Below are 14,029 nucleotides of genomic sequence, written 5' to 3' on the forward strand. Positions count from 1 at the left end.
AGGAACGCCGGTGTTTTGTCGTATTCCTACATAAAGTGTCATTATCCTGGCCCATTCAACTGGTCTAAATATGCTTTACCCAAATGGAGGTAGAGTATGTGCGGAATCGTTGCCATCACCGGCACGGATACAGTCAGCGGACGCCTTGTCGATGGCCTGAAGCGTCTGGAGTATCGCGGTTATGACAGTGCTGGTGTTGCCGTATTGGCGGGCAATGCCATCGAGCGCCGCCGGGCAAGTGGCAAGATCGTCAATCTCGAAGCGCTGATGGCCGAGCGGCCCGCCGATGGCCCGACGGGCATTGCCCACACGCGCTGGGCGACGCATGGCAAGCCGAACGAGACCAATGCTCACCCTCACCTCTCCGGCAAGGTCGCCATTGTACACAATGGCATCATCGAGAATTTCCGGGAATTGCGCGACGATTTGCAGGTGCAGGGGCGCGTGTTCGAATCCGAAACCGACAGCGAAGTGATTGCGCAGCTGATCGACCTGAACATGCAGGCCGGCATGGACCCCGTGGACGCCTTCGAGGCCGCTCTGGCGAAATTGACCGGGGCATTTGCCATCGCCGCCATCTTTACCGACCGCGACGATTTGCTGATTGGTGCGCGGCGGGGCAGCCCGCTGGTGCTGGGCTATGGCGACGGGGAGATGTTTCTTGGCTCCGATGCCATCGCGCTGGCGCCGTTTACCCGTGACGTCACCTATCTGGAAGAGGGGGACTGGGTCGTCCTGACGCCGCGCAGCCATGACATACGCAGCGCCGATGGCACGCGGGTGAACCGTCCGCGTGTCACCTCAGCCGTCAACGACGCCCTGATCGAACGGGGCGAATATGATCACTTCATGCTGAAGGAAATCCACGAACAGCCGGAATCTCTGGCGCGTTCGATCCTTCCCTATATCAACCAGGCGAGCCAGGCGATCGAGCTGGGGGACGTCGCCGACAAGCTGTTTGCGGAAGCCGATCGCGCCGTGGCGATTGCATGCGGCACGGCCTATTATGCCGCCCACACCGCGAAATACTGGTTTGAGCAAAAAGCCCGGCTCGCGCTGGAGACCGACATTGCCTCGGAATTCCGCTATCGCGCACCTGTGCTGCCGCAATCCGGGCCTGCCCTGTTCGTCAGCCAGTCCGGCGAGACTGCCGACACGCTGGCCGCATTGCGCTATTGCCGCCAGAACGGCACGCCGGCAGTGGCCGTCGTGAACGTCCCTGAAAGTTCGATTGCCCGCGAAGCCGCTGCCATTGTCCCGACCCATGCCGGGCCGGAGATCGGGGTTGCATCCACCAAGGCCTTTACCGCGCAATTGTCCGTCCTGGCCGTTCTGGCCCTCAACGCGGCGAAGGCGCGGGGGCATCTTCTGCCGGGAGACGAGGCCGCCGCCGTGAAGAGCCTTCTGGCCCTGCCGCGCAAGGTGACCGAAGCGCTGGAGGCGCAGGACGATATCCGCGAGATCGCCAAGACCCTGGTGCACTGCCGGGATGTGCTGTTCCTCGGGCGGGGCCGCTACTATCCGCTGGCCATGGAAGGTGCCCTGAAGCTGAAGGAAGTGTCCTACATCCACGCAGAGGGGTATGCGGCCGGCGAGCTGAAGCACGGCCCGATCGCGTTGATCGAGAAGGACCTGCCAGTGGTGGTCGTGGCACCGAAGGATGAGCTGTTCGAGAAAACCATTTCCAATGTCGAGGAAATTCGCGCGCGCGGCGCCCGGATCATCCTGATCTCGGACCGCGCGGGAATCGAAGCGGCCGGAAGCCGCGCAGATCATGCCATCTGCCTCCCGGAAGGTGACGATGTGAGTCTACCCGTTCTGGCGGCGATTCCCCTGCAGTTGCTGGCCTATCACGTGGCCGTCGCGAAGGGGACCGATGTGGACCAGCCGCGCAACCTTGCCAAGTCGGTGACCGTCGAATAGGCGCGATTGCGACAGCTGCAGTTCATGCTATAGCCCCAGCCAGCGAAAACCTGTCATAAACGGGGAATCATGTCGTTCGAATTCAAGCCAGACGCGATCCTGCCTGAAGTGATCCATGTGCGCCCCAGGCGCTTTGGCGATTCCCGTGGGTGGTTTGCGGAAACCTTCCGTGCCGATGTCTTCGCGGCGGCCGGTATCGAAGGGCCGTTCGTGCAGGACAATCATTCCTGTTCGGCGCCCGCCGGAACCATCCGTGGCCTGCATTTCCAGGCTGAGCCGAACGCGCAGGGCAAGCTGGTCCGCTGCGTGCGCGGGCGCATGCTGGATGTGGCGGTCGACATCCGGCCGCAATCGCCCGGGTTCGGCCGGGTGATGCAGGTCGAACTGGACGCCGCCAGCGGGGCCATGGTGTTCATCCCGCGTGGTTTTGCGCATGGTTTCTGCACGCTCGAGGACGGGGTGGAGGTCGTTTACAAGACCGATGCCTATTATGCGCCGGAACAGGATCGGGGAATCGCGCATGATGATCCGGCAATCGGGATCGACTGGCCATATCCGCCGGATACCCGGACCTTGTCGGACAAGGATCGGGCCCTGCCGACACTGCGGGAACTGTTTCCGCCGGTCGAAGCCGGAGTGACCCGGCCATGACCTGGCTGGTGACCGGCGGGGCCGGTTTCATCGGGTCAGCGCTCTGCCACTATCTGGCAGACGTGAGTGATGCGCCGATCATCGTGGTCGACAAGCTGACCTATGCGGGCAATCGGGCCTCCATTGAGGGGCTAGAGGCCACGGGCAGGCTGCGACTGGTTGAAGCCGACATTGTGGATCAGTCGCGGATGACCGACCTGGTGGCAGAGACCCGGCCTGCGGCCATCTTCCATCTGGCCGCGGAAACGCATGTCGACCGGTCCATTGACGGGCCTGCGGATTTCGTCTCCACCAATCTCGGCGGGACGGGCGCCATGCTGGAAGCGGCGCGCGCCTATCATGGCGGGCTGAGTGGCGACCAGCGCGACGCGTTCCGGTTTGTGCATGTCTCGACGGATGAAGTGTTCGGATCGCTGGGCGAGGAGGGGGCCTTCCGGGAAACCACGCCCTACGCGCCATCGTCCCCCTATTCGGCCAGCAAGGCCGGCGCTGACCATCTGGCCCGTGCCTGGCATCATACCTATGGCTTGCCGGTGATCGTGTCCAATTGCTCGAACAATTACGGCCCGCGGCAATTCCCCGAAAAGCTCATCCCCCTGATGATCCTGAAATGCCTGGCGGGTGAGCCGATGCCTGTCTATGGCAGCGGCCTTAATGTACGCGATTGGCTGCACGCCGAAGACCATGCCAGGGCATTGCTGATAATGGCGCAGACGGGCACGCCGGGCGAGACGTATTGTGTCGGAGGAGGGGCCGAACGCACCAATCTGCAGATCGTGGAAACAATCTGCAGGCTGATGGATGAGCGGTTTCCGGAGGCGGCGCCGCACCAGCGTCTGATCACGTTCGTGGAAGACCGGCCGGGGCATGACTATCGCTATGCCATCGATGCCGGGAAGATCCATCGTGAACTTGGCTGGACCCCCGCGCGCGACTTCGAAACCGGCCTGGCGGAAACAGTGGACTGGTATCTGGCCAATGATTCCTGGTGGCGCCCCCTGCAGGAGCGCGTCTATCGCGGCCAGCGTCTGGGCAGGACGGCATGAGCGAGTTTCTGGTAATCGGGCGGAACGGCCAATTGGCCCAGGCGCTTGCCCATGTCGGCGGGGCCCGTGTGCATTGTGCCGGCCGCGATGAGGCTGACCTACTCGATCCGCAATCCCTTGCAGCCGCGCTGGACAGGCACGGGCCTAACAGCGTGATCAATGCAGGTGCGTACACATCCGTGGATGGCGCGGAGTCCGAACCGGAGGCTTGCCGCGCGCTCAATGTGGACGGCCCTGAGGCGCTGGCGCGGCTGTGTGCCGAGCGCGAAATTCCACTCGTACATCTGTCTACGGATTGTGTGTTTGATGGTGACCGGGATACGCCCTACCGTCCGCAGGATGCCACAGCGCCGCTGGGCGTTTATGGCCGCAGCAAGCTGGATGGGGAGCGCGTGGTCCTGGCTGTGGCGCCCCGATCCCTGATCGTGCGCGTGTCTTGGATCTTTTCGCAGTTCGGCAGCAATTTCGTCGCCACCATGTTGCGGTTGGCCCGGACACGCGACGAGGTGTCCGTCGTCAATGACCAGTATGGGTGCCCGACCTTCGCGCCGGCACTCGCCGCAGCCCTTCTGGAGATCGCGTCTGCTGCAGCGCGGCCGGATTTCGAGGCATGGGGCGTCTATCACCTCGCCGGCGCCGGAGAGACGGATCGTGCCAGCATGGCGGAGCGCATCTTCCGCGAGAGTGCCCGCCATGGCGGGCCGGTTGCCAGGGTGCGCGGCGTGGCGACCGTGGACTATCCGACGCCCGCCCGGCGGCCACTGAATGCCCGGCTCGACATGTCGGACACGGTGCGTGTATTCGGAACCGGATTGCCCGACTGGACGGACGGGCTGGAACAGACGGTCCGCCAACTGGTTACGGAGCAGGCATGATGAAGGGAATTGTTCTGGCGGGCGGAAAGGGCAGTCGCCTCTACCCGGCCACCCGCGGCGTGTCCAAGCACTTGCTGCTGATCTATGACAAGCCACTGATCCACTACCCGATCTCCACCCTGATGCTGGCAGGTATTCGGGACATCCTGGTCATCTCCACGCCGGAACATGCCGGCGCCTATGAGCGCCTGCTGGGAGATGGCAGCCAGTGGGGCATTTCAATATCCTACGCCCAGCAGGACAAGGCCAACGGGCTGGCCGAAGCCTTCCTGATCGGCAAGGATTTCCTTGACGGGCAGCCCTGCGCCCTGGCGCTGGGGGACAACATCTTCTATGGCGCCGGCCTGTCGGGACAATTGCAGGAGCTGGCCGGCCTGACACAGGGCGCGGCGGTATTCGCCTACCAGGTCAATGATCCCCAGAGGTTCGGCATCGTGGAACTGGACGGGGAGGGACGCCCTGTATCGCTTGAGGAAAAGCCCAGTGCGCCGCGCAGCAATTGGGCAGTACCCGGCCTGTATTTCTATGGACCGGACGTGGTCGAGGTCGCCGAACAGGTGACCCCGTCGGAACGCGGCGAACTGGAAATCACCTGCGTGAACCAGGCCTATTTCAACCGCGGGGAACTGATTGTCAGCCGACTGCCACGCGGTTCGACCTGGCTTGACGCCGGCACCTTCGACAGCATGCTGGAAGCCTCCCATTTCGTGCAGACCGTGGAGAAGCGGCAAGGGCTGAAAGTGGCGTGTCTTGAAGAGGTCGCCTGGCGGCGCGGCCTGATCTCTGACGCGCAGATGCGGGCGCTGGCGGATGATTACGGGAACGAGTATCGTGACTATCTCCTGACCCTTCTGGACGCTCCGGCCTGAACCGGCCTAAGCTGGGCGGGAAAGGAGTCGCGCGTGGCCACTTACGACCTGAAAGAAATCGAAGCCAGGATCGAGGCAAATCTGGCGGAGAAGGGGCCCCGGCTCGGCAAGGAACTGGCGGCTGATCTCTACGATGTTTCGAACCTGGCATTGTGGCAGGCCTGTTACCAAAGCCGCAAACTGCACGTCTCTCATTTTGCGAGCTACTATCTTCGCTTCGACATCACGCGCGAAGACCAGGTCCGGCTCAGCCCCTCCATCCTGAGGGATTTCCTGTCCTTCACCCTGTTCGGCCTGCCGGGACAGCGTGACAAGATGATCGAGCGGCAGGGCACATTGTCCAACATGCACCGCGAGATCAGCCGCGAGAAGCTGTCGGTCGCGCAGGCCGCGATGAAGCAGGTCTTCGTGACGCTGGGGCGGGAGATCCGCAGCCAGCTCTGCGCCTTCATTGCAGGTGACCTGTCCTACTATCTCGCGCACAACGAGCCGCGCGAGCACATGGCCACGGGTGAGATGGTGAAAGGATCTGATATCGATATCATCATCATTCTCAGCGAGTCGCTTCCGGATGATGTGCAGGACCGGATCGACACGGAGATGACCGCACTGAAGAATTTTTACCTGCGTCATCCCGAGCATCGCCACGAGATCGACTTCATCTGCAAACGCAAATCCGTCATGGAGCGCCAGTTCCAGTATTCAGACATTCACGACAAGATTGCGAGCAAGATTGCGTATGAGTCCATGTTCCTCGGCGGATCGCTGACGCTGTATATGGAAGTACGCGATGCGATGATCCGGACAGGCGTGGATCAGCTGATCGAAGCTGATTTTGAGCACGCCCTGAAAGACCGCAAGCATGCCATGAATACACTGCTGCAGGCATCCAGCGACGGACTAGATGAAGAGACCCGGTCCCTGTTTTACTTCTCCCAGGAGCGGGTCGAGTTTTCATGACCAACTGATTGAAGTGTTTGCCCGATCTTCATGTTTCGGGTGAACTTGATGTTTCCGGAGACAGTGCACGAAAGACTTTGTGCCTGGGGAGAGGAGACGCCCATGATGATTGCTCGCAAGGAAAGGTCCACCGGACGCACGCAGCGTTCCCTGCTGGCCGTCGTCTTGATGAGTGTGTCCGCCGTGACGCTGGCCGCATGTGCAGGAGGGGGAGGCGGGGGCCGCAGCTCGTCCGTCACGCCCATGCCGCCTCCGCCACCGCCTCCGCCTCCGCCGTCAAACCCGTTTCCGGACACGATTGCCGAGCGGTCCCAGTTCGAGACGCGCGAATACAATGCCACGGTCGGATTGCCGATCCTCGGCGCCTCGACCGCCTATGCCATCGGGGCAACCGGGCAGGGACAGACCATTGCCGTCATCGATACCGGCACGGATGCCGATCATCCGGATCTGCAGGGCGCTGTGGTGCAGGTCTTCGATGTGTGCGCCGACACGGCCTGCCCGGGGTTCAATGCGAATGGGGACCGGGTGAACATCACGCGCCAGCCGGGGGATATCGATTCCGGCGGCCATGGCACGCTTGTCTCCGGCGTGATCGCAGCACGCCGGCAGGACGATTTCACCACGTCGGTCGATGATAATGTGCCGAACGGCATACAGGGCGCGGCCTATGAGGCGTCGATCCTGGACATCCGCGCGGATTCTCCCGGCAGTTGCGGCCGCGCCGGTGAAGATGACGATTGTGTGTACAACGACAATACACTCGTTCGCGCGATCGACTATGCGGTGGCGCAGGGCGCAACCATCATCAACATGTCCCTTGGCGGCGAGATTGACGCGGACCCGACGCTGGAGAATGCCGTCCGGGCGGCGGCGGCAGCGGGCGTGCTGGTGGTTATCTCCGCCGGCAACGAGGCCGAGCCGGCCGGGACCGATGAGAACAACAATCCGACCGAGGCGACCGGGTTCCAGCCGACCGAGCCAGCCCATATTGCCGGGGAAGCTTCGTCTCTTGGCCGTGTTGTCGCGGTGGGGTCGATAGATCCAAACGGCGTGATTTCCGATTTCTCGAACCGGGCCGGCAGCTCGGCGCAGAATTACTATCTGCTTGCTCCGGGGGAGGACATTATCTCAACAGGCCCGGATGATGACGTCGCGTTTCCGGGCGATCCGACCAATGACGCCGATAGCGACGGCGACTATTACCGAATCTCGGGCACCTCCTTTGCAGCTCCTTATGTAGCCGGTGCGCTGGCCTTGCTGCTGGATGCCTTCCCGAATCTGCGGTCTCAGCCGGAAGTTGCGCTGCAGATCCTGCTGGATACCGCAACAGACTATGTGGACGCGTCCCCCGACCTGATTACCGGCCAGGTTGCCGGTACTGGTACCGACAGTGTTTCCGGTGTGGGGATCATGAACCTTGAGGAAGCCTTCCGTCCCCAGGGGCAACAGAACCTGGATTTAGGCATGGAAAAGGTCGGTTTTGTGGAAGCGCTGGCGCCCAGTGGTGGCGCGTTCGGCGATTGGGCGACCAATTCCGGCGCGTTCAATGGGCTGGTTTTTCAGGATCGGTATGAGCGTGGATTTCGGTTTGACGCGGATGCGCTGGCTGCGCGCCTGCCCGGCGATACGCTTGGGTCGCGACTGGCCGATTTCGGTAGCCGCGCCGACTGGGCCGCCGGGACCTCGCACAGGGTCGACGCCGGAAATGTCTCCTTCAGCTGGGCGCAGGCCCGCCTGACAGAAGACCCGACGGCGCCCTATCAGGATGACCCGCAATCCACCTTCCAGATGCGCTACAGCTTCGGGGACAGTCAGGTCGAAGTCGGACGGGGCGGTGCGCTGACCCATCTTGCGCCGGACGTGTCCCTGCTGAATGAGCCGGGTGTCGGCAACGCCTTCTCGACGGGCGGGAGCTGGGCCAAGTTCAGCCATGCCCTGAATGATGGTCTGGTCATGGATATCTTCTCCGCCGAGCAGGACGGTCGCAGCCAGTCCGGTTTCATGTTCGGCCGGGATGCGCACCGCTGGTCGGTCCGGGCCGGCGCGTCCTTCCTTCGGGATGAGGAATCTGCGCTGGGGGGCACGCTTCAGGCACGGTTCGGCGCGCAGGATGCAACCCTGATGACCGCCTATTCGGTCGAGGGAGCGATGTTTGCCGGGCAGGGATGGGTGCTGTCATCCGGACTGGAATTTGCCAGCGTGGACCTGCCGGGCATCGACACGGACGGCATCTGGACGAGCCGCTGGTCACTCGGAGCCGACCGGGCACTGGGGGAAGGGCGTCTGCATGTCATTCTGGCCCAGCCGCGGCGGGCCGAGACGGGGCACCTGAACCTCGATGCGCCGGTCGGAGTCGACCTTGACGGACAATTGATCCGGGATCTGGTTCAGGCAGACCTGACCCCGAGCGGGCGCCAGCTGGATTTCGAAACACGCTATGTGTTCGGTCTGACGGACAGCTGGTCCGGTGAGGCTGCGGCGGTTGTATCGACCTCGCCAAACCATATTTACGGGGCCGATGCGGAGGAGGCGGTCTGGATGCGCCTGTCGACGCCATGGTGAGGCGCTGGAGCGTGACCGGTTTCGCTTCCGGCCTTGTCCTGACCGGATGCACCTGGCTGCCGTTCGGCGAGCCGGCCTGTCCGGAGATCGTCGAGACATCGGCCTGGGTCAATCGCATGCCCGGGCCGGGGCAATCGGGGGGCAAGCTGCACGTCGTGGTCCGGCTGGCCGATGACCAGGCCTGGAAACTTTCTCCCGGCACTCAGGATGATGCAGGACGATTGCACCTGACCCTGTCAGAGGGGGGGCCGTCCGTGGCCGGCACAGCTGCCTACCAGCAGTCGCGAAAGCCGCTGCCGCAGCAGGTGGAAATAGAATGCCACGGCAAGACCGTGGCATTCATCGACAAGATTACAGTCGCCTACTGACCGGTGCGGCCGGTCAGCTTACGAGGCTGCGCAACTCGTCAACCAGGTCCGTGCGTTCCCAGCTGAATCCGCCATCTTCGGTCGGCGTGCGGCCGAAATGGCCATAGGCTGCTGACGGGCCGTAGATCGGCCGGTTGAGCTTCAGATGGGTGCGGATCCCGCGCGGGGACAGGTCGAACAGGTCGCGCAGGGCCTTGGCGATGCGGACTTCGTCCACCTTGCCGGTGTCATAGGTATCGACATAGATCGACAGGGGCTGTGCCACACCAATGGCGTAGCTGACCTGGATGGTGCAGCGGTCCGCCAGTCCTGCGGCGACGATGTTCTTGGCCAGATAGCGTGTTGCATAGGCCGCCGACCGGTCGACCTTGGATGGGTCCTTGCCGGAGAAGGCGCCGCCGCCATGCGGAGCCGCGCCACCATAGGTGTCGACAATGATCTTGCGCCCGGTCAGGCCGGCATCACCGTCAGGCCCGCCAATGACGAAACGTCCCGTCGGGTTGACATAGAACTTGTCTTCCGGCGGGAACCAGCCTTCCGGCAGCACGTCCTTGATGACCGGACGAATGATTTCGCGCAGCTGGTCGAGGGTCGCACTGTCCTTGTGCTGATGAGATACGACAAGCGCGTTCACGCCGACAGGCTTGGAACCGTCATATTGCAGCGTCACCTGGCTCTTTGCGTCCGGCTCGAGTTCCGGGTGCGTGCCGTCGTGCCGCAACTGGGCAAGCCGCTGCAGGATCTGGTGCGAATAGACCAGCGTTGCCGGCATCAGTTCCGGCGTCTCATTGGTGGCGTAACCGAACATGATGCCCTGATCGCCCGCGCCTTCCTCGGCAAACAGGCCTTGGCCCTCTTCAACGCCCTGGGCAATTTCCACCGACTGGCCGTGAACATGATTGGCGATTTCCATGTTTTCCCAATGGAAACCATCCTGCTCATAGCCGATCCGTTTCACCACATCCCGCGCCGTCTGATTCATTTCCTCGTGCGTGATCTCGGCACCATTGTTCGTGCGGACTTCGCCGGCCAGCACGACGCGATTGGTGGTGGTCAGGGTTTCAACAGCCACCTTTGCGGTGGGATCGCGCGACAGGAACAGGTCGACAATGGCGTCCGAAATCTGGTCGGAGACCTTGTCGGGATGGCCTTCGGAAACGCTTTCACTGGTAAATTCGTGGCTGGCGAGTTTCATGGGTCCTGTCTTTCTGTTCTTGGTCTTGCCTAGCGGGCAAAAACGACGGTTTTCCCGGAGTTGATGAAAATGCGATGTTCGGCATGAGCCTTCACCGCGCGTAGCAGGGCGTTGCCTTCCAGATGGCGGCCGCTTTCAATCATGTCAGCCGGGCTGAATGTGTGGTCGACCGCTTCGGTCAGCTGCGTGATGATCGGGCCTTCATCAAGGTCTGCCGTCACATAGTGGGCCGTTGCGCCGATCATCTTCACGCCGCGCGCATGGGCCTGATGATAGGGACGCGCACCCTTAAAGCCCGGCAGGAACGAGTGGTGGATGTTGATGCATTTCAGCTCGAGCCGTCGGCAGGCATCATCGCTGAGCACCTGCATGTAACGGGCGAGCACGACAAGGTCGGCTCCGGTTTCCTCGACAATGTCGAACAGGCGGGCTTCGGCTTCCGGTTTGGTTTCCTTCGTCACGGGCACATGGAACCAGGGCAGTCCCCAATGGGCGAAATCGTCCTTCAGCGTTTCATTGTTCGAGACGATCCCGACAATGTCGATGGGCAGTTCGCGCCGTCGGGCCGCATAGAGCAGCGTGTTTGCGCAATGCTCCGACTTGGACACCATGAGCAGGGTACGGACGGCTTCGCCTTCCGGATGAACCGACCAGTCTGCGCCGAGCTCCCGGGCCATGGATTCCAGATCGGCTTCAAGGCCGGACGGCAGGGCATCCGATGTGCCATGAAACACAAGGCGCGCAAAGAAGCGGCCGGTTTCCGCGTCGCCAAATGTCCGGGACGCGGCGATGAAGCAATCATGGCGCTCCATCAGTTTTGCCAGTCCGGCGACGAGACCGACCCGGTCCGGACAGGCAAACTTCAGGATATGCGAACGCGACACGGTTCGGAGCCGCCCTAGTAACGATAGTGTTCGGGCTTGAACGGACCGGCCGCATCCACGCCGATATAATCGGCCTGCTCGCCGGACAGTTCGGTCAGCTGCACGCCCAGTTTTTCGAGGTGAAGCATCGCGACCTTTTCGTCGAGGTGCTTGGGCAGCGTGTAGACCTTGTTCTCATACTGGTCGCCACGCGTGTGCAGCTCGATCTGGGCAAGCGTCTGGTTGGTGAAGGAGGCGGACATCACGAAGGAGGGGTGACCCGTGGCATTGCCGAGGTTCACGAGACGGCCTTCCGAAAGAAGAATGATCCGCTTGCCATCCGGGAAGGTGATCATGTCGACTTGCGGCTTGATGTTCGTCCATTCGAAATTGCGCAGGCCCTCGACCTGAATTTCATTGTCGAAATGGCCGATATTGCAGACGATGGCCATGTCCTTCATCGCGCGCATATGGTCGACGGTGATGATGTCCTTGTTGCCGGTCGCCGTGACGAAGATGTCGAACTTCGGCGCTGCTTCGTCCAGCGTCACCACTTCATAGCCATCCATGGCGGCCTGAAGGGCGCAGATCGGATCGACTTCGGAGACGGACACGCGCGCACCGGAACCTGCGAGGGAGGCGGCAGAGCCTTTGCCCACGTCGCCATAGCCGGCAACGAAGGCTTTCTTGCCGGCCATCATCACGTCCGTGCCGCGCCGGATCGCATCGACCAGAGATTCCTTGCAGCCATACTTGTTGTCGAATTTCGACTTGGTGACCGAGTCGTTGACATTGATCGCCGGGAAGGGGAGTTCGCCCTTCTTCTCGAGCTGGTACAGACGGTTCACGCCGGTCGTCGTTTCCTCGGATACGCCGCGAATGGCGGCCTTGGTCTTGGCGAACCAGCCGGGGGACGCTGCCAGGCGCTTCTTGATCTGGGCGAACAGGAATTTCTCCTCTTCCGAGCCCGGCTTTTCCAGGAAGGACGGATCGGATTCGGCGCGCTCGCCGAGGATCAGATACATGGTCGCGTCGCCGCCATCATCCAGGATCAGATTGGCGCCGGTGCCATCATGCCAGTGGAACATGCGGTCGGTGAATTCCCAGTACTCTTCCAGCGTTTCCCCCTTGTAGGCGAAGACCGGCGTGCCATTCGCCGCAACCGCCGCAGCGGCATGGTCCTGAGTTGAGTAGATATTGCACGACACCCACTGGACGTCCGCGCCGAGGGCCTCCAGCGTCTGGATCAGGACGGCCGTCTGGATGGTCATGTGCAGCGAGCCGGCAATCTTCGCGCCCTTCAGGGGCTGCGACGGACCGAACTCCTCGCGCGCGGCCATCAGGCCCGGCATTTCCGTTTCTGCGATGGCGATTTCCTTGCGGCCAAACTCTGCAAGGGAAATATCTGCGACGCGATAATTTTCGGCCATATCAATGATCCTTTATACGTTTGTATCGCGGCTAGCATGGTGCACGTTAAAAGGCAACGCGCGAAGTGCGCGTTGCCTTGATTGGACGTGCATCTGATGTTGGTTACCCGCCAAACGCCCGGATCGCATCCATGACGCGTGTCTGGTCGGCTTCTTCCAGATAGGGGTGCATCGGCAGCGCGATGACGTGTTTGCTCGCGGCTTCCGTGACGGGGAGGGTGCCGTCGGCGGGTTTGAAGCGGGCGCAGAAATCCTGTTCGTGGATTGGTACGGGGTAATAGACGGCGGTCGGGATGCCCTGACCGGAGAGATGCGCCTGCAGGCCGTCACGATCCTCGTGCTCAATGACATATTGTGCCCAGACGCTCTTGCCACCCGTGATGACGCTGGGCACGCGCTTCACATGTCCGGTCAGGCCCTCCGCATAGCGGTCTGCCACAATCTGGCGTTTCTCGATCTCGTCCGCGAAGATTTTGAGCTTTTCCAGCAGCACCGCAGCCTGGATCGTGTCGAGCCGTGAGTTCATGCCGACGCGCAGGGAGAGATATTTCGGGTCATGGTGGAAATTGCGCTCGGCAGCGTCTGTCGGCGTCACCTTGCCGTAGACGCGCAGGGATTCGATGCGCTCGGCGAGCTTGGCGTCGTTCGTGATGATCGCGCCGCCATCGCCGTAACAACCCAGCGGCTTTGCCGGGAAAAAGCTGGTCGTGGCGATGTCGGCCCAGTCTGAGGGATGCTTGCCGTTCAGGGTACAGCCATAGCCCTGCGCCGTGTCGGCAATCAGCTTCAGGCCGAACTCGTCACAAATGGCGCGGATTTCGGGATAGTTGGCCGGCTGGCCGAACAGGTCGACCGCGATTACCACTTTCGGCGTCAGTTTACCCTCGGCTTTCACCGCCTCGATCTGCTGGCGCAGATGCGCTGGGTCCATGTTGTAGGTGTCTGGCAGGATGTCGACGAAAACTGGCGCTGCACCGAGCCATGGCACGACTTGCGCTGTCGCAACAAAGGTGAAGGACGGGCAGAAGACCGCGTCGCCGGGTTTTAGTTCCCATGCCATCAGGGCAAGTGCCAGCGCGTCGGTGCCGTTCGCGCAGCTGACCGAATGCGAGGCCCCGCACCAGTCCGCCAGCTGTGTTTCGAGTTCCGTAACTTCCGGGCCGAGCACATAACGACCGCTCTCCACCACCGACTGAATGGCGGCATTGATGTCGGACTCGATGCGTTTGCGCTGGGCTTGCAGGTCGATGAAGGGAAGGGACACGGCAGGATTCCTCGAAAGGC

At 62.1% G+C, this 14,029-nt stretch carries 12 protein-coding genes; 8 read left to right on the plus strand and 4 right to left on the minus strand.

Features of this window, described 5'->3' with window-relative positions; genetic code table 11:
- Window positions 1-96 precede the first annotated feature (96 nt).
- The 8 genes from glmS to HF955_RS10425 all read left to right on the plus strand — a co-directional run bounded on the left by glmS (window position 97) and on the right by HF955_RS10425 (window position 9,257).
- Window positions 97-1,923 carry a glutamine--fructose-6-phosphate transaminase (isomerizing) gene (glmS, locus tag HF955_RS10390; protein ID WP_291075072.1) on the plus strand — a complete coding sequence of 609 codons (1,827 nt, stop codon included), beginning with the start codon at window positions 97-99 and terminating at the stop codon, window positions 1,921-1,923.
- Between the two features lie 69 nt (window positions 1,924-1,992).
- Window positions 1,993-2,574: a dTDP-4-dehydrorhamnose 3,5-epimerase gene (gene rfbC / locus HF955_RS10395; protein WP_291075073.1), complete on the plus strand. Its 582-nt coding sequence runs from the start codon at window positions 1,993-1,995 to the stop codon at window positions 2,572-2,574.
- The gene (gene rfbB / locus HF955_RS10400; protein WP_291075074.1) at window positions 2,571-3,620 is read left to right on the plus strand and encodes a dTDP-glucose 4,6-dehydratase; all 1,050 of its coding nucleotides are present in this window, start codon (window positions 2,571-2,573) and stop codon (window positions 3,618-3,620) included. Before rfbC ends, rfbB begins: the two co-directional genes overlap by 4 nt.
- Window positions 3,617-4,495 carry a dTDP-4-dehydrorhamnose reductase gene (gene rfbD, locus HF955_RS10405; protein WP_291075075.1) on the plus strand — a complete coding sequence of 293 codons (879 nt, stop codon included), beginning with the start codon at window positions 3,617-3,619 and terminating at the stop codon, window positions 4,493-4,495. The genes rfbB and rfbD overlap by 4 nt, the downstream gene beginning before the upstream one ends.
- The gene (rfbA, locus tag HF955_RS10410; RefSeq protein WP_291079305.1) at window positions 4,495-5,364 is read left to right on the plus strand and encodes a glucose-1-phosphate thymidylyltransferase RfbA; all 870 of its coding nucleotides are present in this window, start codon (window positions 4,495-4,497) and stop codon (window positions 5,362-5,364) included. Before rfbD ends, rfbA begins: the two co-directional genes overlap by 1 nt.
- Before the next feature lie 33 nt (window positions 5,365-5,397).
- On the plus strand, window positions 5,398-6,324 hold the full coding sequence (locus HF955_RS10415) for a hypothetical protein (RefSeq protein ID WP_027837936.1): 927 nt from the start codon (window positions 5,398-5,400) through the stop codon (window positions 6,322-6,324).
- Between the two features lie 102 nt (window positions 6,325-6,426).
- Window positions 6,427-8,889, plus strand: a complete 2,463-nt coding sequence (locus tag HF955_RS10420; protein ID WP_291075076.1) for a S8 family peptidase — start codon at window positions 6,427-6,429, stop codon at window positions 8,887-8,889.
- A gap of 11 nt (window positions 8,890-8,900) precedes the next feature.
- A complete protein-coding gene (locus HF955_RS10425; RefSeq protein ID WP_291075077.1) occupies window positions 8,901-9,257 on the plus strand; it encodes a hypothetical protein in 357 nt (118 codons plus the stop codon).
- A gap of 13 nt (window positions 9,258-9,270) precedes the next feature.
- Here the strand turns inward: HF955_RS10425 and metK are convergent, their stop codons facing one another.
- The 4 genes from metK to HF955_RS10445 form a co-directional block, all read right to left on the minus strand.
- Window positions 9,271-10,452, minus strand: a complete 1,182-nt coding sequence (metK, locus tag HF955_RS10430; RefSeq protein ID WP_291075078.1) for a methionine adenosyltransferase — start codon at window positions 10,450-10,452, stop codon at window positions 9,271-9,273.
- 29 nt (window positions 10,453-10,481) lie between these two features.
- Window positions 10,482-11,336, minus strand: a complete 855-nt coding sequence (locus HF955_RS10435) for a formyltetrahydrofolate deformylase (protein WP_291075079.1) — start codon at window positions 11,334-11,336, stop codon at window positions 10,482-10,484.
- A 14-nt stretch (window positions 11,337-11,350) separates the two neighbouring features.
- A complete protein-coding gene (ahcY, locus tag HF955_RS10440) occupies window positions 11,351-12,751 on the minus strand; it encodes an adenosylhomocysteinase (RefSeq protein WP_367279786.1) in 1,401 nt (466 codons plus the stop codon).
- A 97-nt stretch (window positions 12,752-12,848) separates the two neighbouring features.
- On the minus strand, window positions 12,849-14,009 hold the full coding sequence (locus HF955_RS10445; RefSeq protein WP_291075081.1) for a DegT/DnrJ/EryC1/StrS aminotransferase family protein: 1,161 nt from the start codon (window positions 14,007-14,009) through the stop codon (window positions 12,849-12,851).
- Between the last annotated feature and the right edge of the window lie 20 nt (window positions 14,010-14,029).

The organism is Hyphomonas sp. (assembly GCF_017792385.1).
Lineage (GTDB): Bacteria > Pseudomonadota > Alphaproteobacteria > Caulobacterales > Hyphomonadaceae > Hyphomonas.